The organism is Bradyrhizobium sp. CCH5-F6, assembly GCF_001556045.1.
In the GTDB taxonomy this organism is placed as follows: domain Bacteria; phylum Pseudomonadota; class Alphaproteobacteria; order Rhizobiales; family Xanthobacteraceae; genus Bradyrhizobium.
The window spans coordinates 13634-32535 of record NZ_LSIC01000141.1; the positions used below are offsets into that span (position 1 = coordinate 13634).

The following is an 18902-nucleotide window of genomic DNA, read 5'->3' on the forward strand; positions in this document are numbered from 1 at the left end:
GGCGAGTGACGACGCTGTCGCGTGTCGGATTCCTGACCTAGCGTCCGCCAAGCCTAGCGCGATTCTTGCACCAGTCGAACGATCCGACCGCGAACGAGGACAGCATGGACCAAAATACCGCCTATGCGATCTGCGCCTTCAATGACATCCCGAGCCAGCGGGCGATCGGCTTTCATCTCATGATCGTCGGCGAAGACGGGATGCCGCAGCCCTGGCCGATCGTGATCGTGCGCTGGGGCAAGCAGGTGTTCGGCTATCTCAACCGCTGCCCGCACAATGGGGTGAACCTGGACTGGGAGCGCCACCAATTCCTGGACGGGAACGGAACCAGGCTGATGTGCGGCAAGCACGGTGCGACCTTCGAACTCGGAACCGGCACTTGCGTGGACGGGCCCTGCAAGGGCGAGAGCTTGACGCCGATCGCGCTCGCCGTCCTAGACGGCGATATCTGCGTGACCGGTGTGACGCTGGTGGAGGACGACGAGACGGCCTGCGAGGAAGAGGCCTGACGACGATGCGTCAGACCGGGCGGTTCTCGTTGCGGTTCTTCACCGGCTCCATCTTCGCAACGCCGTCCTCGAAGGAGATCTCGGTATAGGAGCCGTCGAGCTCCCTGGCGGCATCGAGCAGATAGTCGAGCTTGCCCGCGGTATCGAGCTTCTTGATGTCGTTCTTGTCCACGCCGGCGAGGTCCATCATCTCCTTCCACACCGTCGATTCGTCGCACGGCAAGATACGGAATTCGATGTCCCCGATCCTGGTACGGTACTTCGCCAGCAGGTCGATGTTGTTGCAGAACATGAAGTAGCTGCCTTTCGGGCTCAACGCGCCGTCCAGCACCTTGGCGACGTCGGCGAGATAGGCGTAGGAATGTAGATAACCGGCGAGCACCGGAATGGTCTCTTCGCCTTCCTGCGCGACGGTCAGCACCTGCTCGATTGAATAATCCGGCGGACGCTTCTCGTCGGCGACCTGGGCCTGGAATTTCAGCGCGATGTCGCCGCGAAAGCCGAAGCGGCCGGGCTTGGTCGTGTCGCCCTTCAGCACCGCGTTCAGGAGCCGGCCTTCCTTGTCCAGGCGGCCAAGGGCGGTGTTGTCGATCGACGTCATGAATGTCTCCTTGTCTCATCTGCCGCGCGGCGTCCGGCCGGCGCGAAGCTCTCGATCGCCGTTATGCAAGGAGTTTGCCGCCTGCCTGCGTATCCGCCGAAAGTTCGAAAGCGGCGGGAATCCGGACTGCTCGGCGCGCAGCTGCACATCGCCCGGTATGGCAATGCCATTCCACTTGTCCACGCGCCGCGAACGCCCCCTGTCGCAAACCCGACAAGCGTCGCAAAGGCAACAGCCGGGTGGCGGAACGAAAATGCAGCAATTTCAGACGTGTGCGCTCTGGCACGAGACTTGCGATCCCTCATTGCAGCAGACCCAGATAGCGAGGGCGACCGATGATCAACCTGACAGACAGCGCGGTGAACGCGGTGAAGACCGCGATCTCCTCGGCGGCGCAGCCGACGAGCGGCTTGCGTATCATGGTCGAAACCGGCGGCTGCGCCGGCTTCAAATACATGATGGGCCTCGCCGAAGAAGCCAAGCCCGATGACACCGTCATCGAGCGTGGCGGCGTCAAGGTTTTCGTGGACAGCCAAAGCCACGAGCATCTCAATGGCACCACGATCGACTTCGTCGTGGCGCTGGAGGGCTCTGGCTTCACCTTCGACAATCCCAACGCGAAGTCGAGCTGCTCCTGCGGCAAATCGTTCAGCTAAGTCGCGACCGTCGTCGATCTGCAAGAGAAAGATGCGAAATGCTCGTCGAATCCGAACACCAAAACCAGTTGCCAGCCGCTGAACCCAATGAACGTGAACGCGTCGTTCGCGCCGTGCTCGACGAGATCCGGCCCAATCTCAAGCGCGACGGCGGCGATTGCGAGCTGCTCGAGATCGATGGCAACAAGATCATGGTCAGGCTCACCGGAGCCTGCGTGTTCTGCAAGCTGGCGAGCGCGACCCTCGAGGGTATTCAGGCCCGGTTGATCGAACGGCTCGGCGAGTTCGTTCGCCTGATTCCCGTCGCCGGAGCTGTCAAAGCGCGCCATTGAGGAGAGGGGTTCCGTGCGGCCGATCTACCTCGACAATAACGCGACGACCCGCACGGATCCCTCAGTCGTCGCGGCGATGCTGCCATTCTTCTCCGACCAGTTCGGCAACGCGTCCTCAGTGCACGCCTTCGGTAACGACGTTGCCGGGGCGGTGAAGGAGGCGCGGCGCAGCGTGCAGGCGCTGATCGGCGCCGCCTTTGACCACGAGATCGTCTTCACCTCAGGTGGCACGGAGTCGGACAATGCGGCGATCCTGTCAGCGCTCGCCACTCAGGAAGGACGGGACGAGATCGTCACCACCGCCGTGGAGCATCCCGCCGTGCTGTCGCTGGTCGAAGAGCTGGGCGGCCGCGGTATCAAAAGCCATCTCATCCCCGTGGATACACGTGGCCGCCTGGACATCGAGGCCTTTCGGCGCGCGTTGGGACCGCGTACCGCGATCGCGTCCGTGATGTGGGCCAACAACGAGACCGGCACGGTCTTCCCGGTCGAGTTTCTGGCCAAGATGGCGCGCTCGGCTGGCGCGCTGTTTCATACCGATGCGGTGCAGGCCGTCGGACGACTTCCGATCGATCTCAAGACCAGCGAGATCGACATGCTCTCGCTCTCCGGCCACAAGCTGCACGGTCCCAAGGGCATTGGAGCGCTCTATGTGCGCAAGGGAACGAAATTCAAACCGCTGCTTCTGGGTGGTCCTCAGGAACGCCGCCGCCGCGCCGGCACCGAAAACGTTCCCGGGATCGTCGGTCTCGGCAGGGCAGCCGAGCTTGCAGTAGTGACATTGGAGCAGGAGCGGGCGCAGATCGCCGCGTTGCGCGACCGGATGGAGCAGGGCATCCTGCGGCTCGGCCATTGCATGGTGCTGGGCGACATCAAGAGCCGGCTGCCGAACACCTCGAACATCGCCTTCGAGCATGTCGAGGGCGAAGCCATCATCCATCATCTGAACCGCGCCGGCATTGCCGCCTCGCTGGGATCGGCCTGCGCCTCCGGATCGATGGAGCCCTCGCATGTGCTGCGTGCGATGAACGTGCCGGCCGCGTCGTTGCGCGGCGCGATCCGCTTTTCCCTGTCGCGCGAAACCACCGGCGACGAGATCGACCGTGTCCTGCACGCATTGCCGGACATCCTATCGAAACTGAGAGCATTGTCTCCGTCGTGGCAAGGGCGCGCGAGCGACACCTCTCGTCCTGCGGAGATGAGCCTATGAAAGTCATGATTCGCCGTTCCCCGGAGACCGGCCTGTCGATCTACGTGCCGAAGAAGGATCTCGAGGAGCCGATAGTCGAAGCCGAGCACGAGACGTTGTGGGGCGGCTGGATCCGGATCGCGAACGGCTGGGTGCTCGATCTGCCGCAGATGGCTGCCGATACCAACCTGCCGATCACGATCAACGCCAAGAAGCGTGGCGGCGAGGGAGACGAGTGATGAACGCGCCGGTCCCGCAGATCGAGTTCGCCAATCCGGCCGATGCCGAGGCGATTTTCCGCGAGGTTGTCGGGCGGCTTCGTAGTGGCAGCGTCATTCCCTATCTTGGAACTGGCGTGACCGAGCTGTCCGCGCCAAGCGTGCCGATGAACCCGGAAGGTCTCGCGGCATTTCTCGGTAGCAAGGTTGCGCTGCCGCGGCGGGCCAGGGGCAACGCCTGGGCCGCGGCGCAGCACATCGAGAGCACGCGGCATCGCGCCACCGTGACGGCCCTGATGTCGGAGGCCTTTGCGACGCCGGTCGCGCCGACATCGTTGCATCGGTATCTCGCCACGCTGCCGCTCCCCCTGATCGTCGATAGCTGGTACGATGGCGCGATGCGCACGGCGCTGGCCGGTCGGGACGACTGGGGCGAGATCCAGGGCATCACTCGCGCCGGCATCGGCGAGGATCGCTGGTACCGGTTTTACGATGCCACCGGCCAGGAGGTCGACCGCGCCCGGGCCAAGGACTGGACCACCATCCTCTACAAGCCCCACGGCAGCGTCGCGCCGGCGAAGAACTTTCTGATCTCCGACGCTGACTATGTCGAGGTCTTGACCGAGATCGACATCCAGACGCCGATCCCGGACGAGGTGAAGGCGCGGCGCACGGGCCGGAGCTTCCTGTTCCTCGGCTGTCGCTTCAACGATCAGCTCCTGCGCACCTATGCGCGACAGGTGTCGAAGCGCTCCGCGGACACGCACTATGCAGTCGTCGAGCCGGACGCGCTGTCGAAGAACGAACTGCGCTTCCTGGTGAGCCAGGGACTGACCCCGCTCGCCATCCCGCTCCCGCGCGCCATAGAGATCGTGCTGGCGGGTTGAGACACCGGCCGTTTGCGAACTGTCGTCCCTTCTTCCCTCCGGGAGCGGGGCCGAACGCGTTTGCAAGGCGCCTGTCGTCATCAGGCATCACCGCGAACCTAACGACATCTGTCACCTTTCCAACATGCGTTGGCAACCCGACATTCTTCCGCACGAGCGCTAACTCCTTGAAGCAAGACAAGAATGTCGCCGGCGCGACGGTGGCATGCGGGTTGCTAATACCTTTCTAGAACCACTCTTAGGACGCTTCTCGAAATCCGAGTCCCGCAAAATCCGTTCGGCCTGCAAGGAGAACTGACCACATGGACGTTTCAGCGCAACACGACGCGAGCAGCAATGGCAACGGTGCCGATGTCGGTGAGATCATGCAGGCCATCGCCGAGCACAAGGGCTGCGGCACCAGTGGCGGTAGCGGCAAGGCGAGCTGCGGATCGCAGGCCGGGCAGGGCGATCTGCCGACCGAGATCTGGGAGAAGGTGAAGAACCATCCCTGCTATAGCGAAGAGGCGCATCATCATTACGCGCGGATGCATGTCGCGGTCGCCCCAGCTTGCAACATCCAGTGCAATTACTGCAATCGCAAGTACGATTGCGCCAATGAATCGCGCCCTGGCGTCGTCAGCGAGAAGCTGACGCCCGAGCAGGCCGCCAAGAAGGTGCTGGCCGTCGCCTCCACCATTCCGCAGATGACCGTACTCGGCATTGCTGGCCCCGGCGATCCCCTCGCCAATCCGGAAAAGACCTTCAAGACCTTCGAGCTGATCTACAACACGGCGCCCGATATCAAGCTGTGCCTGTCGACCAACGGTCTCATGCTGCCCGATCACGTCGACACCATCGCGAAGTACAATGTCGACCACGTCACCATCACCATCAACATGGTCGATCCCGAGATCGGCGCGAAGATCTATCCCTGGATCTTCTACAAGCACAAGCGCTACACCGGCTACGAGGCCGCCAAGATCCTCACCGATCGGCAGCTGCAGGGCCTGGAGATGCTCACCGAGCGCGGCATCCTCTGCAAGATCAACTCGGTGATGATCCCCGGCATCAACGACCAGCACCTGGTCGAGGTCAACAGGGCCGTGAAGTCGCGCGGCGCCTTCCTGCACAACATCATGCCGCTGATTTCCGCGCCCGAGCACGGCACCGTGTTCGGTCTGAACGGCCAGCGCGGTCCGAGCGCGCAGGAACTGAAGGCGTTGCAGGATTCTTGCGAAGGCGAAATGAACATGATGCGGCACTGCCGCCAGTGCCGCGCCGACGCCGTCGGCCTGCTCGGCGAGGACCGCAGCGCCGAGTTCACCACCGAGAAGATCATGGCGATGGAGGTGAACTACGACGCCGACACCCGCAAGGCCTACCAGGCCAAGGTCGAGGAGGAGCGTGTCGCCAAAGTCGCCGCCAAGCAGGAGGAGCTCGCCGAGCTCGCCGGCGCCTCCAGCGACATCAAGGTGCTGGCTGCGGTCGCGACCAAGGGCTCCGGCTTGATCAACGAGCATTTCGGCCACGCCAAGGAATTCCAGGTCTACGAGCTCTCCACGGCCGGTGCCAAATTCGTCGGTCATCGCCGCGTCGATCTCTACTGCCAAGGCGGGTACGGCGAGGAGGACAGTCTCGAAACCATCATCCGTGCCATCAACGATTGCCATGCGGTCTTCGTCGCCAAGATCGGCGGGTGCCCGAAGGGTGATCTGATCAAAGCCGGGATCGAGCCGGTCGATCAATATGCCCACGAGTTCATCGAGAAGTCCGCGATCGCCTGGTTCAAGGCCTATCTCGATAGGGTCAACAGCGGCGAGATCGAGCATGTGGAGCGCGGCGATGCCGCCATCCGCCAGGGCGCGCTGATCTCGGCGGCTTGAGGAGGGACCGATGCCGTTCAAGATCATCGCCTCGCAGTGCACGAGCTGCTCGGCCTGCGAGCCGGAATGCCCGAATGTCGCGATCCGCGAAAAGGGCGGGACGTTCGTGATCGATCCGAAGAAGTGTACGGAGTGCCTGGGTCATTTCGACGAACCGCAATGTGTGGCGGTCTGCCCGGTCGACAATACCTGCGTCATCGATACGTCGCTGCCGCGCTATCAGGCGCCTGCTTGAGGGAGGAAAAGGAGATGAACTTCACGATCACACCGGCGGCGCAGAAGTTCATGCGCATGATGCTCCGCGTCGACGGCGGAGCGGGCAGCGGCTTCCGCCTCGCGGTCAGCCCCGGCGGCTGCTCCGGCCTTGCCGCCGACATCAGCGTGCGCACTGAACCGCAGGCCGGCGACGCGGTGGTCGAGCGTGACGGCGTCAAGCTGTTCCTGCCCGCCGAGAGCCGCCTGCTGCTCGACGGCGTCACCATCGATTTCGCGGATACGGCGACCCAGACCGGGCTCGTGTTCCACGATCCGAAGCAGGTTTCCTGCGGACATCACTGAACAGGCGACAATGATGCCCGACACGTTTGTCAGCCCGCAGGTCGAGATCAACGAGGCGCTCGTCACCGGCGCCTTGCTCGGGCGCGGGCTGCCGAGCGAGGCGGAACATCATTTGTGGGAAGCCGGTCTCTCCTATCACCTGGACGACATCGCGGAGCGTCATTTGCGTGAAGCCGAGGCGCTGGCGCCCGACCACGCCGCTGTGCTGATCGGCCTCTATCGATTCTATTTCTACAAGGGCCGTCTCGCCGAGGCGCTCGCTGTCGCCCGTCGCTGCCTGCTCAAGGCGGCGCAGGAGAACAATCTTCCCGCCGATTGGCGCTCCGTGCGGGCTGGCGATGCCGAGTTTGGCCGCTACGAGAACATCCTGCCGCGCTTCTTTCTGTTCTCGCTGAAGGGCTACGCCTATTTGCAGATGCGCCTTGGCGAGACCGAGGAGGGGCGGCTCGCGGTCCAGAAGCTCCTGGAGCTCGATCCCACCGACAAGATCGGCGCCAGAGTGCTGCTGGGCGTGCTCGAGCGGAAGGGGAGCGACGATGAGTGATGACATCGACGAGGCCCTCGATTGGCAGAGCCAGCAGATCGATTGCACATCCTGCGCCCATCTGGCGCTCAACCAAGCCGGCGGCTGTCGGATCAAGCGTGCGTGTGTCAACGATCGCTACGCGCGCCGCATCGATCGTTTCTTCAACTGGAATCCGGGCCTCGCCGACGCCTATCTCGGCCATCCGCATTTCGAGGTTCGCGCGATCGCCGCAAAGTCTGCGAATCTGTTCCTGCTTCCGCCGTTGCTTGGCGACGTCGACGAGACGGTACGCTGGAACGCCGTTCGCCGCCTGCCCAGGCGCTATGCGCTGCAATTGCGCAAGGACTCGCACCGCGAGGTCCGGATGCGGGTCGCGACACTGATCGACGGCGATGATCTGCTGCCGATGGCCTCCGACGATGACTATTACGTCCGTCTCGTCGTTGCGCGCAGGCTCGCGCCGCTGCTGCTCGGCCGGATGATCGGCGACGAGGAGGCGGAGGTTCGCCGCGTCGTGGCCCGGCGCATTCCGGACGAATGGCTGCTCGGCATGATCAACGACCGCGACGCCGCCGTTCGGCTCGACGTCGCGCAGCGCCTGTCGCCGGAACTGCTGGCACTGATGCGCCGCGATCCGGATTGGCGCATCCGCTACGAGGTTGCGAGCCGTGCTGCGGCCGGCGAGATCATGGGGCTCGTCGAGGACCAGGACGGCCTGGTGCGCGAAATCGCGCGGTCGCGGGTCGCGGTGCGGCTGGAACGAGGAACGGGAGCCTCCCTATGAGCAATATCGTCCGCGACAGCGACGTGGTCGAGCTGTCGGCGCCTCCTTTCTTCAGCTTCGGCGAAAAGGTGCGCGCCAAGCGCACCATCCGCAACGACGGCACCTATGCCGGCAAGGAGATCGGCGACATCCTCGCGAAGAAGGGCGAGATTGGTTACGTGGTCTCGATCGGCACCTTCCTCCAGCAGTTCTACATCTATGGCGTCGAATTCCTCGAAAGCGGCAACCGCGTCGGGATGAAGCGCAAGGAGCTTGACCCCGTCACCCCGCGCGACGCGGTCGAGGACATTCCACTGCCGGAGACCGTGTCATGATGATCGAACCCAGATTGCCGAAGTATCAATGGGGCCAGCGCGTGAAGGCGGCGGTGGACCTGCACAATGACGGCTCGTTTCCGGATGCGCCGGCCGAAGGTCTCCTCGTCCGCGTCGGCGGCACCGGGGAAATCGTCCAGGTCGGCAGGCATACCGATGCCAACCTGCCGATCTACCTCGTCGAGTTCGGCGAGCGGCTGGTGGTCGGCTGCCTCGAGGAAGAAATCAGTCCGCTCTAGGGATGTCACTATGAACGCCGCGGTGCTCAGACAGCCGGACATGCACTTGCCCCCGCATCCCAACGAGCTCGATCGCAGGCGGATCGAGCGCGCACTCGGATCGCGCAAGCGCTATCGCTATGTCTCGCCGGTGGTGAAGGGCGTGACCGGCGGGTATCTCGTGGAGAGTCCGTGCTGCTCGCGGAACATCGATGCCGAGGGCGGCGTCATCGACGTCGCGCTCCTGCATTACGACGCGGCGGGCGCAAGCTGGAAGCTGTTCCGGAAGGATCACGAGACCGGGTCCTGGAAGCTGCACGGCGTGCATCAGCGGCTCGTGTCGGCGACGGAGGTCCTGAACGCCGATCCCGAGCGCGTGTTCTGGCAATAGCGGGAGTTGGAAAGATGTCGCTGGCAGCAATCGAACTGGCTGAAATCGAGCAGGTGCTGGCATCCTCGGATGCGGCGCCACAGGCTTATGTCGAGCTGCGGCAAAGATTCCCCAATCTTGCCTGTATCCGTTGCGACGCCTCCGACGTGACGGAGACGCCATACCGCAGCTTTGGGGCGTTCGACCTGCATCTGCTCGACAGCGCCGATCATTGCGCCGCGATCACCGACGATCCGGCACGCGCGACCGGCATCGTGCTGGCGAAGCGGGCAGTCGCGTCATGACGGAACCTGCTCTCGCCTATGACGGCGTTGCGGAGACGGACGAACTCGCGGTCGCGGCTGGCCATGACTTCATTCCGCTCTCCGACCCCGACGTTACGCTGGCGGAGATCGCGGCGGTGGACGCCGTCCTGCGCTCGCCGCGGCTGTCCAGCGGTCCGGTCGCGGAAGAGTTCGAGGCGGCATTTGCGAGCTATGTCGGTCGTGCCTATGCGATCGCGGTGCCGAGCGGCACCATTGGCCTCATGCTCGCGCTCAAGGCTTACGGCATCGGCGCAGGCGACGAGGTCATCGCCTCGTCCTATTCTTTCCGCGAGACCGCGCATGCGATCAGCCTCGCCGGCGCACGGCCCGTGTTCGCCGACATCGACTACTGGTCGGGGACGCTGGCGCCGCAGAAGGTGGAAGAGCGCATCACTCCCGGTACGCGGGCCATTCTTGCAGCCAACACCAACGGCCATCCGGCGCCCTGGTCGGAGCTCCGCGACATTGCGGGCCGGCACGGCATTCTCCTGCTGGAGGATTCCACCGAGGCGATCGGCTCGCGCTACAAGGGCAGGTTGGTCGGCAGCTTCGGCGACATCGCCGTGTTCGATTTCGCACAGCCCTCGCTGCTGACCTGCGGCGAGGGCGGCATGATCGTCACCGACGACATCGATCTTGCCGTGACCTTGCGACGTCACCGCTCACATCGGCTGAACGAGCGATCCTCCGTTGTCGTGAGCTCGACGGCGGCCCATCAGGCCGCGATCAGCGATCTCGCGGCAGCGCTTGGGCTGGCCCAGCTCAGGCGCATCGACGAGATCATCGAGCGTCGCCGGCTGGTCGAGCAGCTCTATGCGACGCATGTCCAATCGTTCGAAGGCATCAAGCCGCCCTATGTCGGTCCCGATGTGACCGAGGTGAACTGGTTCCTCTATCTCGTGCATCTCGGTACACGTTTCACCCGCTCCAGCCGGGATGCCATTTCCGAGGATCTCCGGGTCGAGCAGGTAGAGGCTGCGGCCTACAGCCATCCGCTGCATTTGCAGCGACACTATTTCGATCTCGGCTACCGGCGCGGCGACCTGCTGGTGACCGAGAAGATCGCGGATCGCGCTCTCGCGCTGCCGTTCCATACCCATCTGACAGATAGCCAGATCGAATTCATCGTCGAGACCATGAAGGACGCCTCGATCAATGTGGGCGCAGGCGCGGCGATCTACTGAAGAGCCGATCACCAACGAAAGAGGATGACGACCATGACCACACTGACCGTTCTGCCCGCAGGAAAGACCATCGAAGTTTCCGAGGGAACGACACTTCTGGCCGCGCTGCTCGGCGCCGAAATCGCGATCCCGCACAAATGCGAAGGTCAGGCGAAATGTGGCTCCTGCCACATCTTCGTGCAGGAGGGGCGCAAGGGGCTGTCGAAGATCGCGCGCCTCGAAAACGAGAAGCTCGACACCATTGTCGGCGTCGGATCGAAGTCGCGCCTCGCCTGCCAAGCCACGGTGCTCGGCACGGAGGACGTCAAGATCGAGCTCCTCGGCTTCTCGTCGGGCATCTGAGCGCGGGAGCAGGACGATGGATACGCAGAAGCTCATTCTTCACACGCGTTTTGCGCCGAACGGTACCGTGGTTGAGATCAGCGAGCGGCCCGAGGGCCTCACGCCGCAGGCCTGGTTCAACTTTCTCAGCGACAAGGCCGGCGACGTCTATCAGACGCTTGCCGGCGGCCGGGGTGTGTTCCGGCTGACACGGGAAGAGCTGACGGCGCTGAGGCAGGCGGCCACGCCGGCGGCCTGACCAGCTGGAGGAGTGACGATGGGAGCGAGAGAGATCGACGTCTTCGTCATCTGCGCCAGCGACGAGATCGAACGCGGCGGCGCGAGGGCGTTCAGCCTGTCGCGTTTCGACGCGTCCGGCGAAACCCGGCCGTTCCCGATCGTCGTGATCCGGACCCACGGCAACGACTATGTCGGGTACGTCAATGCCTGTCCGCATGACGGTGTCTGGCTCAACATCGGCAGTGGCGATTTCTTCACGCAGGACCGCGCGTTCCTGAAATGCGGTCGCCACGGCGCCACGTTCGAGATCGACAGCGGGCTCTGCATCGACGGCCCCTGCAACGGCAAGAACCTCGAGCCCATCGCGCTTGCCGTGGTCGACGGCGAGGTCTGCTTGTGCGGCGAGCGGCTGGTCGAGGACGACCGTCCGTTCGGCGCCTTCGACGACCATGACGAGACCATGGACATCATGATCCACCCGGATTAGGAGGGCAGGGCGTGACCGTCGCGCAATTGCTCGATCGCCTCAAGGATCTCCCGGGGGACGCCGTGGTGCTGATGGACAGCGGCGACGGACTGTCGCGCGTCTCCACGCTGGAATTTGTCGCCGATCAAGGCCCCGGCGCGCCGGCGGAGGTTATCCTGTCGCCGAGCATGGACGAGTAGGTACAACAGAAGGCATCGGCATGAGCGATACGGCGGTCACTGTTTCAATGTTCGAGCGGATCGGCGGGCCGGTTGTCATCGACCGCCTGGTGGAAAGCTTCTATCGCCGGATGGACGCGCTCCCCGAAGCCGCCGGCATCCGCGCCATGCATGCGGACGACCTGACGTCGACCAGGCAGGTGCTGAAGCGATACCTCACCGAATGGACCGGCGGGCCAAAGCTCTATTCGCCGGAGAAGGGCCACCCGCGGCTGCGTCAGCGTCACATCGGTTTCCCGATCGGTAGCGCCGAGCGCGACGCCTGGCTGCTGTGCATGCGCGGCGCGCTGGTGGAGACGGTCGCCGACGAAGCGGCGCGGGCAGAGCTCGATGCCGCGCTCACCAAGCTCGCCGACTGGATGCGCAATCAGGCCGGCAATCCGCACGATGCGCGCGGCGGGCACGGCTGAGGGGACGCAGCGTCAGTCCGACAGCGGCAGTCCAAAGAACTCCTCCTCGGCGCCGCCCCACGCCTTGTGCAGGGCAAGGCCGCTCTGCCACTTGCCGATCTCGATATCATTTGCCAGGCGGTGTGTGATCTTGCCCTCCGGTTTCTCGGCCAGCAGGAAGGTCTTGCCGTTGCGGATGAAACGATTGAGGTCCTTGGTATCGGTCGGCCGCACGACGCAGCGCGGCGCATCGTCAATGAGAATCGTCGTCGGCATCATCGCGCTGGACTCCTTCAATCCATCGGCGGTCCGAGATCGTCGTTTTCCTTCTTCTTTTTCTTCTTCTCGGTCTTGGCCTGGGCGTAGGCGCCGGCATTCTTCAACAGGATCGGCTTCTGTCCCTCGACATATTGCGAGATCCAGAACAGGGTCCGTTCCAGCGCCTTCGCCGCCGCGTCCTCGCGAAAACTGCCGCGCTGCTCGCAGCCGAAGCCCTGGGCTGCCTCCGGATAGGTGAAAGCGCTGACGTCGGGGCGCCAGGCGCGGAATTGGGTGATGGCCTCCAGCGACAGCTCAGGATCGCTTTCGCAGAAGTGCAAGAGGGTCGGCACCTTGCGCTTTTCGCGATAGTCGGCGACCGCGTTGCTGCCATCATAGCCGATCACGCAGGCAATGCCGTTGACCTTGTTCGCCGCGGAATAGGCGAGGTCGCCGCCCCAGCAATAGCCAACGAGCGCCACCTTGCCGGTGTCCTTCACAGCGTCGACCGTCGCCTGGATATCCGAGATCGCCTGCTCCTTGGCGATCTGCGCGCTGATCGCGGCTCCCTCGGCCTTGCCGTCCTGGTCGTGACCGAGGCTGACGCCCGGCTTCACCCGGTCGAACAGGGAGGGCGCGATCGCTACGTAGCCCTTGGCAGCGAATGCATCGGCAATCTTCTGGATCTCGGGCGTGACACCGAAGACGTCCTGGAGGACGACCACGGCGCCCTTGGGCGCTTCGGCGGGATCGGCACGATAGGCGGAGAAGCTCGCTCCGTCGCTGGCCGTCAGTTCGATCATTGTATCCTCCTGATGGGTCTCTGGTTGTTCCGCTAGAGCAGGCCGAGCTCGAGCTTGAGGTCGTCGGTCATCCGCGATGAGTCCCAGGGTGGATCGAACACCAGCTGCACCGCGACTTTCTCGATGCCGCCGATCTCGATGACAGCCTTCTCCACCCACGACAGCATTTCGCCCGCGACCGGACAGCCCGGCGCGGTCAGCGTCATGTCGATCTCGACCAGGCCGTCGTGCTTCGGCTCGATCCGGTAGATCAGGCCGAGGTCATAGATGTTTACGGGGATTTCGGGATCGTGAACCGTCCGCAGCGCGGCGATGATACCCGCGATCAGCGTCTCGTTGTCGGCAAGCTCTGTGGTCGTCATCGCCACCTCACTGAAGTCCCTCGGCGAGTGCCGCAACGACCGACCAGCCGACCGTCCCCGTCGGGTCAAGTTGACGCAGGGCTGCCAGCAGTTCGTGAGCCTGCTGTCGTTCGTCCTTGCGAAGATGGATGAAGGCGAGCGCCTTCAACGTATAGAGCGCGAAGCGGCCGGCGCCGTCCGGCAGCTCGGCCTGCGGCTGCCAGCGACGCCAATCGGGGTTCCAGCCGGCCTGGTGAGCGGCCTCGCGCAGCCCGCGCTCGGCGATTCTCTGGGCCTCGTCGAGACGCCCGCGATAGGTGTGGGTTTTGTAGAGGCAAAAATAGACTGCGAGCTCGGTCGGGGCTGCATCCAGGGCCTTGCGGAAGATCCGATCGGCCTCGAGAGGGTCGTGCCGGTAGCTCACCACGCCTTGCTGGAGAAGCGTGTCGATCTCGGGCGCGAGCTCGCCGAAATTGATGCCGTCGGAATCGACGAGCACGTTCGCCATCATTGGGATTGGGCGCTGATCGCTCAATCTGCTGGAGTCTGTGCGAGACAATTCGAGTTCCTCTTCTGGCGTATCGGAATACGGATGCAACCTTGCAAAGCAAAAGCCGGGCCGAATAAGAAACGCCGCGAAAGGCGCATCGTTTCGAGGCGCTGCGAGGCATCGTCGCAAGTGTTCGGAGCGAGGCCGTCGGCGTTCGTCACGTCATCGACATGCATGCCGGCGGAGTTGTCGCAAGTCGGACATCGCGGCGGCGCCGGGCACGCAAGTCCCTCTGAACACACATGTTCCGAAACTGGTTTGGCGTTTGCATGGACCAGGCGCAGAGCAGGAGTGTGCGACATGGCGATGGCAGGACCGGAGATCGAGCAATTGATCAGGGAGGCGTTTCCGGACGCTCATGTGATCGTGACCGATCTCGCCGGCGACGGCGATCACTACGGCGCGCGCGTCGTCTCGCAGGCGTTTGCCGGCAAGAGTCGGATCCAGCAGCACCAGATGGTCTACGCCGCCTTGAAGGGACAGATGGGCGAGGCGCTGCATGCGCTCGCGCTCGAAACGGCGGTGCCGACGTGAATATGGAAGGATAGAAGCATGAGCGAACCGACCGAACAACGCATCAGGGACATCATCGCAGGCAGCGACGTCGTGCTGTTCATGAAGGGTGTTCCAGCTGCGCCGCAATGCGGCTTCTCAGGCGCCGTCGTGCAGATCCTGAACGGCCTCGGCGTGCCCTTCACCGGCATCAACGTGCTCGCCGATCCCGACATCCGCGAGGGCATCAAATCGTTCTCGAACTGGCCGACCATTCCCCAGCTCTACGTCAAGGGCGAGTTTCTCGGCGGCTGCGACATCGTGCGCGAGATGTTCAAGCTGGGTGAGCTGGCCGCAGTGCTGAACGACAAGGGCGTTGCGGTGGCGGCGTCATGAGCGACGGAATGACGGAGGAGTTCGAGCTTCCGCAGCTCTATCGCCATCACGTCTTCGCCTGCCACACCCAGCGGCCTCCCAGCCATCCGCGCGGAAGCTGCGGAGCGTCAGGCGGCGGGCCGCTGTGGGAGCGGCTCGGCAAGGCCATTGAAGCGAAGGGGCTGACTGACGTCGGCTTCACCGCATCGGGCTGTCTCGGCTTCTGCGCCGCCGGTCCACTGATGGTCGTGTACCCCGACGGCGTCTGGTATCGGCCGACGACGCCGGAGGACATCGACGAGATTGTCGAGCAGCACCTCGCGCAGGGCCGGCGCGTCGACCGCCTGGTGATGGTGCTGGCGCGGAGTTGAGCCTCACGGCTCTGCGCAATGCGGCATTGCCTCCGGTCGTGTGCAGCCCTCGAGGTCACTTCGCTCGCCGCCGAGCAGGGATGGGACCGGCTCGCGGTCGAAGCCGGCGCATCTGGCGCCGTCAACGTCGATCAGCGGACGCCGGATCAGCAGGGGATCGTCCAGCATCAAGGCGATTGCATCTGCTGCGTCGATCTCTGCCGGCTTCACCTCACCGGATTTGATCCGCGGCGCGGCCGGGTTGAACCAGGACGTGACGGGCGTCGCACCGAAGAAGGCGAGCAGACGCTCTGCCGTCCACGGCTCGGTGAGCAGGCTCTTCGCGATCACCTCATGACCTGCCGCATCCAGCGCGCGAATCTGCCGAGCGTTGGTCCCGCAACCGGGCTTCTGGTAAAACAGGATGGTCGCCACGCGGGCGCTCCTATTTCATCATGCTGAGCTGGACCAGGGGCGCAGCGCCGCCACGCCCGAGGATGGTGTCCACCTTCTTGCGGACGCCTTCCAGCGTCAGCGGTTTCACCACGGCGCCATGGGCACCGGCCTTCATCGCTTCGACCGCGGTGGTCTCGTCGGATTTGTCGGTGACGACGAGAATGCGCACACCCGGAAACCTCGCGCCGAGCTCGCCGATCAGAGCAGGGCCGCGAGCCTTCAGGAAGGAGACGCCAAGCAGCACGACGTCGGGCTTCAGCCATTCCACGCCCTTCTCATAGGCCTCCTCCGGAGTGGCGAGCTCATGCGTCTCGATCTCGTCGTGCAGCATGAACTGAAGCGCTGCGCGGGTGATCTCGTCCTCGTCGACCACGAACACGCGCCGCTGGTCGACTGCCTTGGCCGTCTCGACACCGATCTGCATCCGTCATTCTCCTCGAATTGTTTCGCCTCGTGGATTAGCAATTTCCGTTCCGCGTGCTCGCCGCGGAAATCGCGGTGCGCTTGCACCGCAAGCGCCGCGATCCTTGTCCGGTTTCTGACAGAGGCCCTACCTCTGTAGGGTTCGACACAGCTTCTGTCGGCTGCCTGGGGCGAAATATTTCGCGAGCGCGATCAGCGTCTTAGTGAGCGCGCCGCGAATGGCACGCCAGTTGCTATTTGGATGCAGCAACAACGAGTGAGGGCTGAGAACACGCCGACGCCGCTGGCGAGCGATGTTTTCCTTCCCGAACCCCGCGGGCCCACGCTTCTGAGAGAGAAGCAATCTCGCGCGAGTAGCGCGGAGTCATTGGCAATCGGTTGATGGAGAGCAACATGTCTTCACTGAGACAAATCGCGTTTTACGGCAAGGGTGGTATCGGAAAATCGACGACGTCGCAGAACACGCTCGCGGCGCTTGCCGAGATGGGTCACAAGATACTGATCGTCGGCTGCGATCCCAAGGCGGACTCGACCCGCCTGATCCTGCACGCCAAGGCGCAGGACACCATTCTGAGCCTCGCGGCCAACGCCGGCAGTGTCGAGGACCTCGAGATCGAGGACGTCATGAAGGTCGGCTACAGGGACATTCGCTGCGTCGAGTCGGGCGGGCCGGAGCCGGGCGTCGGCTGCGCCGGCCGCGGCGTCATCACCTCGATCAACTTCCTGGAAGAGAACGGCGCCTATGAGGACATCGACTACGTGTCCTACGACGTGCTCGGCGACGTCGTCTGCGGCGGCTTTGCGATGCCGATCCGCGAGAACAAGGCGCAGGAGATCTACATCGTGATGTCCGGCGAGATGATGGCGATGTACGCCGCCAACAACATCTCCAAGGGCATCTTGAAGTACGCCAATTCCGGCGGCGTTCGTCTCGGCGGCCTGGTCTGCAATGAACGGCAGACCGACAAGGAGCTGGAGCTGGCGGAGGCCATGGCCAAGAAGCTCGGCACCCAGCTGATCTACTTCGTGCCGCGCGACAACATCGTCCAGCACGCGGAACTGCGCCGCATGACGGTGCTGGAATATGCGCCGGAGTCTCAGCAGGCCGAGCACTATCGCAAGCTTGCGCACAAGATCCACAACAACGCAGGCAAGGGTATCATCCCGACCCCGATCACGATGGACGAGCTCGAGGACATGCTGATGGAGCACGGCATCATGAAGCCGGTCGACGAGACCGTCGTCGGCAAGACCGCTGCCGAGCTCGCGGCAATGTCGGCCTGACCATCGTGCCGGCCTTCCTGAACGGGGAGGCCGGCACGTTTCGGCATCACCGGCGGAGCCCCTCCATGATTGAAGCGCAAGTGATGATCGGAACGACATCGCCGGCGGGCCCCATCGCCGATGGCACGCATGCCGGAATAGAAGTTTATCGCGTCTTGACCGGCAGCGAACCGGCCGAAGCCGACATTGGTGACGACGACGATTTCGATCGACACGTGCTCGCTTCGGTCCTGGCGGCAGCTGTCATGGACGGCGGTCCGATCGCGGAGCGGGTCGGCCTGCCCGAACGGGACCTCGATGCGCTCCTGGCGCAGTGTTTCCCATCCGTGCCGGCCCGGGCGTTTGCCTGGACAGGCGGGCGCGACGCGAGCGTCGACGACGAGACGGCCATGGTGCGCGATCTCCTGCTCACTCAGCGTTCGACCGAAGGCGATGTCGGTCGCTGGCTCGCGGCGATGGTGGCGCGGCGTGCGATGGAGCCAAACCACCTCTGGGAAGATCTCGGGCTGCGCGAACGCCCCGAGCTGTCACGCCTCCTGACACGTCATTTCGCACCGCTGGCGGTCCGCAACACCGGGAATATGCGCTGGAAGCGCTTCTTCTACCGCATGCTCTGTGAGGACGATGGCTTCGTGATGTGCACGACGCCGGTCTGCACGCAGTGCAACGATTTCGACCTCTGTTTTGGCGAGGAGAACGGCGAGAGCCGCATGGCCGAGCGCCGGCGGGACTATTTGCGGGGCGACAGCGATCGGGTCGATGCCGACCGATCGGCGTGAGGTGATCATGGACGCGTATTCCGAAAGCTCTCTTGTCGACGTGGCGGACGCAGGGCCACCGGCGTGCCACGTGCTCCGGGACGGTGGATGCTCCACGTTCCAGCGGTTGCGCGACGCTGGCCTGCGGCCGACGCGCCAGCGCCTGCTATTGGCAGATTTGTTGTTCGGCCAGGGACACCGTCACGTCACCGCGGAAATGCTCTTTGCCGAATCGGCAGAGGCTAACATCCAGCTGTCGCTGGCGACCGTCTACAACACGCTGAACCAGTTCACCCAGGCCGGGCTGTTGCGCCGAATCGGACCGGATGGCTCGCGGTCGTTCTTCGACACCAACACCTCGGTGCATCCGCATTTCTACCTTCACGGCGAGGATGTCCTGATCGACGTGCCCGAGACGCTCGTCCTTGCGCAGATGCCCGAGCCTTTGCCGGGCCACGAGATCTCGCGGCTCGACATCATCATTCACGTCCGCCGCAAGTCCGCCGACACCTGACAAGCCTGTCTGGGCCTGTCGCATTTGCGACAAAGCGGGCGGCGCCGAGAAGTCGTGGAATCCCAATTGCTTGGCGATTGTTCCGACAATGGCATGCAGGTTGCTG

34 protein-coding genes are annotated in these 18902 nt (G+C 63.9%); 27 read left to right on the forward strand and 7 right to left on the reverse strand.

Annotated elements, in window-relative coordinates; translation table 11 throughout:
- Nucleotides 1-104: 104 nt before the first annotated feature.
- Nucleotides 105-509: a Rieske (2Fe-2S) protein gene (locus AX729_RS25270; RefSeq protein WP_061026962.1), complete on the forward strand. Its 405-nt coding sequence runs from the start codon at nucleotides 105-107 to the stop codon at nucleotides 507-509.
- Nucleotides 510-519: 10 nt separating this feature from the next.
- On the opposite strand, the gene AX729_RS25275 is transcribed toward AX729_RS25270, so the two are convergent.
- Nucleotides 520-1110: a hypothetical protein gene (locus AX729_RS25275; protein WP_061026922.1), complete on the reverse strand. Its 591-nt coding sequence runs from the start codon at nucleotides 1108-1110 to the stop codon at nucleotides 520-522.
- A 335-nt stretch (nucleotides 1111-1445) separates the two neighbouring features.
- Between AX729_RS25275 and AX729_RS25280 the strand changes: the two genes are divergently transcribed.
- The 20 genes from AX729_RS25280 to AX729_RS25370 all read left to right on the forward strand — a co-directional run bounded on the left by AX729_RS25280 (nucleotide 1446) and on the right by AX729_RS25370 (nucleotide 12213).
- Nucleotides 1446-1766, forward strand: a complete 321-nt coding sequence (locus tag AX729_RS25280; protein ID WP_061026923.1) for an iron-sulfur cluster assembly accessory protein — start codon at nucleotides 1446-1448, stop codon at nucleotides 1764-1766.
- 38 nt (nucleotides 1767-1804) lie between these two features.
- A complete protein-coding gene (locus AX729_RS25285; RefSeq protein WP_061026924.1) occupies nucleotides 1805-2098 on the forward strand; it encodes a NifU family protein in 294 nt (97 codons plus the stop codon).
- A gap of 13 nt (nucleotides 2099-2111) precedes the next feature.
- Nucleotides 2112-3308 (forward strand): cysteine desulfurase NifS, encoded by a 1197-nt coding sequence (nifS, locus tag AX729_RS25290; RefSeq protein ID WP_061026925.1) that lies wholly within the window; start codon nucleotides 2112-2114, stop codon nucleotides 3306-3308.
- On the forward strand, nucleotides 3305-3526 hold the full coding sequence (gene nifT, locus AX729_RS25295) for a putative nitrogen fixation protein NifT (protein WP_061026926.1): 222 nt from the start codon (nucleotides 3305-3307) through the stop codon (nucleotides 3524-3526). Before nifS ends, nifT begins: the two co-directional genes overlap by 4 nt.
- Nucleotides 3526-4392, forward strand: coding sequence for an SIR2 family NAD-dependent protein deacylase (locus AX729_RS25300; protein WP_061026963.1), 867 nt, complete (start codon nucleotides 3526-3528; stop codon nucleotides 4390-4392). The genes nifT and AX729_RS25300 overlap by 1 nt, the downstream gene beginning before the upstream one ends.
- Before the next feature lie 302 nt (nucleotides 4393-4694).
- Entirely contained in the window at nucleotides 4695-6257 is a 1563-nt protein-coding gene (nifB, locus tag AX729_RS25305) for a nitrogenase cofactor biosynthesis protein NifB (protein ID WP_061026927.1), read from the forward strand.
- A gap of 10 nt (nucleotides 6258-6267) precedes the next feature.
- Nucleotides 6268-6492, forward strand: coding sequence for a 4Fe-4S binding protein (locus tag AX729_RS25310; protein WP_025037807.1), 225 nt, complete (start codon nucleotides 6268-6270; stop codon nucleotides 6490-6492).
- A gap of 14 nt (nucleotides 6493-6506) precedes the next feature.
- A complete protein-coding gene (locus AX729_RS25315) occupies nucleotides 6507-6815 on the forward strand; it encodes a HesB/IscA family protein (RefSeq protein ID WP_061026928.1) in 309 nt (102 codons plus the stop codon).
- A gap of 10 nt (nucleotides 6816-6825) precedes the next feature.
- Entirely contained in the window at nucleotides 6826-7359 is a 534-nt protein-coding gene (locus AX729_RS25320; RefSeq protein WP_061026929.1) for a hypothetical protein, read from the forward strand.
- The gene (locus AX729_RS25325; RefSeq protein WP_061026930.1) at nucleotides 7352-8125 is read left to right on the forward strand and encodes a 4Fe4S-binding leucine-rich repeat protein; all 774 of its coding nucleotides are present in this window, start codon (nucleotides 7352-7354) and stop codon (nucleotides 8123-8125) included. The genes AX729_RS25320 and AX729_RS25325 overlap by 8 nt, the downstream gene beginning before the upstream one ends.
- Complete coding sequence (locus AX729_RS25330) at nucleotides 8122-8439, forward strand: nitrogen fixation protein NifZ (RefSeq protein WP_061026931.1); 318 nt, start codon at nucleotides 8122-8124, stop codon at nucleotides 8437-8439. Before AX729_RS25325 ends, AX729_RS25330 begins: the two co-directional genes overlap by 4 nt.
- Nucleotides 8439-8678 (forward strand): nitrogen fixation protein NifZ, encoded by a 240-nt coding sequence (locus AX729_RS25335; RefSeq protein WP_061026964.1) that lies wholly within the window; start codon nucleotides 8439-8441, stop codon nucleotides 8676-8678. Before AX729_RS25330 ends, AX729_RS25335 begins: the two co-directional genes overlap by 1 nt.
- 10 nt (nucleotides 8679-8688) lie before the next feature.
- A complete protein-coding gene (locus tag AX729_RS25340) occupies nucleotides 8689-9048 on the forward strand; it encodes a DUF3024 domain-containing protein (RefSeq protein ID WP_061026932.1) in 360 nt (119 codons plus the stop codon).
- Between the two features lie 14 nt (nucleotides 9049-9062).
- Nucleotides 9063-9332, forward strand: a complete 270-nt coding sequence (locus tag AX729_RS25345; RefSeq protein ID WP_061026933.1) for a DUF6129 family protein — start codon at nucleotides 9063-9065, stop codon at nucleotides 9330-9332.
- Nucleotides 9329-10537 carry a DegT/DnrJ/EryC1/StrS family aminotransferase gene (locus AX729_RS25350; protein WP_061026934.1) on the forward strand — a complete coding sequence of 403 codons (1209 nt, stop codon included), beginning with the start codon at nucleotides 9329-9331 and terminating at the stop codon, nucleotides 10535-10537. Before AX729_RS25345 ends, AX729_RS25350 begins: the two co-directional genes overlap by 4 nt.
- Before the next feature lie 33 nt (nucleotides 10538-10570).
- Nucleotides 10571-10879 carry a 2Fe-2S iron-sulfur cluster-binding protein gene (locus tag AX729_RS25355; protein ID WP_061026965.1) on the forward strand — a complete coding sequence of 103 codons (309 nt, stop codon included), beginning with the start codon at nucleotides 10571-10573 and terminating at the stop codon, nucleotides 10877-10879.
- A gap of 16 nt (nucleotides 10880-10895) precedes the next feature.
- Complete coding sequence (locus AX729_RS25360; protein ID WP_061026935.1) at nucleotides 10896-11117, forward strand: hypothetical protein; 222 nt, start codon at nucleotides 10896-10898, stop codon at nucleotides 11115-11117.
- 18 nt (nucleotides 11118-11135) lie between these two features.
- A complete protein-coding gene (locus tag AX729_RS25365; protein ID WP_061026936.1) occupies nucleotides 11136-11585 on the forward strand; it encodes a Rieske (2Fe-2S) protein in 450 nt (149 codons plus the stop codon).
- A gap of 11 nt (nucleotides 11586-11596) precedes the next feature.
- A complete protein-coding gene (locus AX729_RS40645) occupies nucleotides 11597-11764 on the forward strand; it encodes a hypothetical protein (protein ID WP_197433667.1) in 168 nt (55 codons plus the stop codon).
- A 20-nt stretch (nucleotides 11765-11784) separates the two neighbouring features.
- Nucleotides 11785-12213: a group II truncated hemoglobin gene (locus AX729_RS25370; RefSeq protein WP_061026937.1), complete on the forward strand. Its 429-nt coding sequence runs from the start codon at nucleotides 11785-11787 to the stop codon at nucleotides 12211-12213.
- Between the two features lie 12 nt (nucleotides 12214-12225).
- Here the strand turns inward: AX729_RS25370 and AX729_RS25375 are convergent, their stop codons facing one another.
- The 4 genes from AX729_RS25375 to AX729_RS25390 are packed head-to-tail and all read right to left on the reverse strand — an operon-like array spanning nucleotide 12226 to nucleotide 14102.
- The gene (locus tag AX729_RS25375; protein WP_061026966.1) at nucleotides 12226-12471 is read right to left on the reverse strand and encodes a hypothetical protein; all 246 of its coding nucleotides are present in this window, start codon (nucleotides 12469-12471) and stop codon (nucleotides 12226-12228) included.
- Nucleotides 12472-12485: 14 nt separating this feature from the next.
- Nucleotides 12486-13253, reverse strand: a complete 768-nt coding sequence (locus tag AX729_RS25380) for a dienelactone hydrolase family protein (RefSeq protein ID WP_061026938.1) — start codon at nucleotides 13251-13253, stop codon at nucleotides 12486-12488.
- 32 nt (nucleotides 13254-13285) lie between these two features.
- On the reverse strand, nucleotides 13286-13615 hold the full coding sequence (locus tag AX729_RS25385; RefSeq protein WP_061026968.1) for an iron-sulfur cluster assembly protein: 330 nt from the start codon (nucleotides 13613-13615) through the stop codon (nucleotides 13286-13288).
- Between the two features lie 7 nt (nucleotides 13616-13622).
- Complete coding sequence (locus AX729_RS25390) at nucleotides 13623-14102, reverse strand: hypothetical protein (protein ID WP_061026967.1); 480 nt, start codon at nucleotides 14100-14102, stop codon at nucleotides 13623-13625.
- Nucleotides 14103-14444: 342 nt separating this feature from the next.
- Here AX729_RS25390 and AX729_RS25395 point away from each other — a divergent pair, with 342 nt between their 5' ends.
- Genes AX729_RS25395 through AX729_RS25405 form a run of 3 tightly spaced genes read left to right on the forward strand, consistent with a single transcriptional unit; the run spans nucleotide 14445 to nucleotide 15382 of the window.
- Nucleotides 14445-14678 carry a BolA family protein gene (locus tag AX729_RS25395; protein WP_061026939.1) on the forward strand — a complete coding sequence of 78 codons (234 nt, stop codon included), beginning with the start codon at nucleotides 14445-14447 and terminating at the stop codon, nucleotides 14676-14678.
- 18 nt (nucleotides 14679-14696) lie between these two features.
- Nucleotides 14697-15032, forward strand: coding sequence for a Grx4 family monothiol glutaredoxin (gene grxD, locus AX729_RS25400; protein WP_061026940.1), 336 nt, complete (start codon nucleotides 14697-14699; stop codon nucleotides 15030-15032).
- Entirely contained in the window at nucleotides 15029-15382 is a 354-nt protein-coding gene (locus AX729_RS25405; RefSeq protein ID WP_061026941.1) for a (2Fe-2S) ferredoxin domain-containing protein, read from the forward strand. Before grxD ends, AX729_RS25405 begins: the two co-directional genes overlap by 4 nt.
- Nucleotides 15383-15385: 3 nt before the next feature.
- Here AX729_RS25405 and AX729_RS25410 read toward each other — a convergent pair whose 3' ends face one another.
- A complete protein-coding gene (locus tag AX729_RS25410; RefSeq protein WP_061026942.1) occupies nucleotides 15386-15796 on the reverse strand; it encodes an ArsC/Spx/MgsR family protein in 411 nt (136 codons plus the stop codon).
- A 10-nt stretch (nucleotides 15797-15806) separates the two neighbouring features.
- Nucleotides 15807-16241: a response regulator gene (locus tag AX729_RS25415; protein WP_061026943.1), complete on the reverse strand. Its 435-nt coding sequence runs from the start codon at nucleotides 16239-16241 to the stop codon at nucleotides 15807-15809.
- A gap of 392 nt (nucleotides 16242-16633) precedes the next feature.
- Here AX729_RS25415 and nifH point away from each other — a divergent pair, with 392 nt between their 5' ends.
- The 3 genes from nifH to irr all read left to right on the forward strand — a co-directional run bounded on the left by nifH (nucleotide 16634) and on the right by irr (nucleotide 18796).
- On the forward strand, nucleotides 16634-17524 hold the full coding sequence (nifH, locus tag AX729_RS25420; RefSeq protein ID WP_061026969.1) for a nitrogenase iron protein: 891 nt from the start codon (nucleotides 16634-16636) through the stop codon (nucleotides 17522-17524).
- 65 nt (nucleotides 17525-17589) lie between these two features.
- Nucleotides 17590-18303 (forward strand): nitrogen fixation protein NifQ, encoded by a 714-nt coding sequence (locus tag AX729_RS25425; RefSeq protein ID WP_082770532.1) that lies wholly within the window; start codon nucleotides 17590-17592, stop codon nucleotides 18301-18303.
- Nucleotides 18304-18310: 7 nt separating this feature from the next.
- Nucleotides 18311-18796, forward strand: a complete 486-nt coding sequence (irr, locus tag AX729_RS25430; RefSeq protein ID WP_082770536.1) for a Fur family transcriptional regulator Irr — start codon at nucleotides 18311-18313, stop codon at nucleotides 18794-18796.
- Nucleotides 18797-18902 lie beyond the last annotated feature (106 nt).

What these genes read in the sequence shown, in the direction of transcription:
- AX729_RS25285 (WP_061026924.1), top strand. Translation starts at nt 1,805, where the DNA reads ATGCTCGTCGAATCCGAACACCAAAACCAGTTGCCAGCCGCTGAACCC.
- AX729_RS25395 (WP_061026939.1), top strand. Translation starts at nt 14,445, where the DNA reads ATGGCGATGGCAGGACCGGAGATCGAGCAATTGATCAGGGAGGCGTTT.
- AX729_RS25355 (WP_061026965.1), top strand. Translation starts at nt 10,571, where the DNA reads ATGACCACACTGACCGTTCTGCCCGCAGGAAAGACCATCGAAGTTTCC.
- AX729_RS25415 (WP_061026943.1), bottom strand. Translation starts at nt 16,241, where the DNA reads ATGCAGATCGGTGTCGAGACGGCCAAGGCAGTCGACCAGCGGCGCGTG.
- AX729_RS25370 (WP_061026937.1), top strand. Translation starts at nt 11,785, where the DNA reads ATGAGCGATACGGCGGTCACTGTTTCAATGTTCGAGCGGATCGGCGGG.
- AX729_RS25335 (WP_061026964.1), top strand. Translation starts at nt 8,439, where the DNA reads ATGATCGAACCCAGATTGCCGAAGTATCAATGGGGCCAGCGCGTGAAG.
- AX729_RS25425 (WP_082770532.1), top strand. Translation starts at nt 17,590, where the DNA reads ATGATTGAAGCGCAAGTGATGATCGGAACGACATCGCCGGCGGGCCCC.
- irr (WP_082770536.1), top strand. Translation starts at nt 18,311, where the DNA reads ATGGACGCGTATTCCGAAAGCTCTCTTGTCGACGTGGCGGACGCAGGG.
- nifT (WP_061026926.1), top strand. Translation starts at nt 3,305, where the DNA reads ATGAAAGTCATGATTCGCCGTTCCCCGGAGACCGGCCTGTCGATCTAC.
- grxD (WP_061026940.1), top strand. Translation starts at nt 14,697, where the DNA reads ATGAGCGAACCGACCGAACAACGCATCAGGGACATCATCGCAGGCAGC.
- AX729_RS25390 (WP_061026967.1), bottom strand. Translation starts at nt 14,102, where the DNA reads ATGGCGAACGTGCTCGTCGATTCCGACGGCATCAATTTCGGCGAGCTC.
- AX729_RS25380 (WP_061026938.1), bottom strand. Translation starts at nt 13,253, where the DNA reads ATGATCGAACTGACGGCCAGCGACGGAGCGAGCTTCTCCGCCTATCGT.
- AX729_RS25300 (WP_061026963.1), top strand. Translation starts at nt 3,526, where the DNA reads ATGAACGCGCCGGTCCCGCAGATCGAGTTCGCCAATCCGGCCGATGCC.
- AX729_RS25375 (WP_061026966.1), bottom strand. Translation starts at nt 12,471, where the DNA reads ATGATGCCGACGACGATTCTCATTGACGATGCGCCGCGCTGCGTCGTG.
- AX729_RS25315 (WP_061026928.1), top strand. Translation starts at nt 6,507, where the DNA reads ATGAACTTCACGATCACACCGGCGGCGCAGAAGTTCATGCGCATGATG.
- AX729_RS25275 (WP_061026922.1), bottom strand. Translation starts at nt 1,110, where the DNA reads ATGACGTCGATCGACAACACCGCCCTTGGCCGCCTGGACAAGGAAGGC.
- AX729_RS25385 (WP_061026968.1), bottom strand. Translation starts at nt 13,615, where the DNA reads ATGACGACCACAGAGCTTGCCGACAACGAGACGCTGATCGCGGGTATC.
- AX729_RS25320 (WP_061026929.1), top strand. Translation starts at nt 6,826, where the DNA reads ATGATGCCCGACACGTTTGTCAGCCCGCAGGTCGAGATCAACGAGGCG.
- AX729_RS25340 (WP_061026932.1), top strand. Translation starts at nt 8,689, where the DNA reads ATGAACGCCGCGGTGCTCAGACAGCCGGACATGCACTTGCCCCCGCAT.
- AX729_RS25405 (WP_061026941.1), top strand. Translation starts at nt 15,029, where the DNA reads ATGAGCGACGGAATGACGGAGGAGTTCGAGCTTCCGCAGCTCTATCGC.
- AX729_RS25365 (WP_061026936.1), top strand. Translation starts at nt 11,136, where the DNA reads ATGGGAGCGAGAGAGATCGACGTCTTCGTCATCTGCGCCAGCGACGAG.
- AX729_RS25360 (WP_061026935.1), top strand. Translation starts at nt 10,896, where the DNA reads ATGGATACGCAGAAGCTCATTCTTCACACGCGTTTTGCGCCGAACGGT.
- AX729_RS25350 (WP_061026934.1), top strand. Translation starts at nt 9,329, where the DNA reads ATGACGGAACCTGCTCTCGCCTATGACGGCGTTGCGGAGACGGACGAA.
- nifH (WP_061026969.1), top strand. Translation starts at nt 16,634, where the DNA reads ATGTCTTCACTGAGACAAATCGCGTTTTACGGCAAGGGTGGTATCGGA.
- AX729_RS25270 (WP_061026962.1), top strand. Translation starts at nt 105, where the DNA reads ATGGACCAAAATACCGCCTATGCGATCTGCGCCTTCAATGACATCCCG.
- AX729_RS25310 (WP_025037807.1), top strand. Translation starts at nt 6,268, where the DNA reads ATGCCGTTCAAGATCATCGCCTCGCAGTGCACGAGCTGCTCGGCCTGC.
- AX729_RS25325 (WP_061026930.1), top strand. Translation starts at nt 7,352, where the DNA reads ATGAGTGATGACATCGACGAGGCCCTCGATTGGCAGAGCCAGCAGATC.
- AX729_RS25330 (WP_061026931.1), top strand. Translation starts at nt 8,122, where the DNA reads ATGAGCAATATCGTCCGCGACAGCGACGTGGTCGAGCTGTCGGCGCCT.
- AX729_RS25280 (WP_061026923.1), top strand. Translation starts at nt 1,446, where the DNA reads ATGATCAACCTGACAGACAGCGCGGTGAACGCGGTGAAGACCGCGATC.
- nifB (WP_061026927.1), top strand. Translation starts at nt 4,695, where the DNA reads ATGGACGTTTCAGCGCAACACGACGCGAGCAGCAATGGCAACGGTGCC.
- AX729_RS25345 (WP_061026933.1), top strand. Translation starts at nt 9,063, where the DNA reads ATGTCGCTGGCAGCAATCGAACTGGCTGAAATCGAGCAGGTGCTGGCA.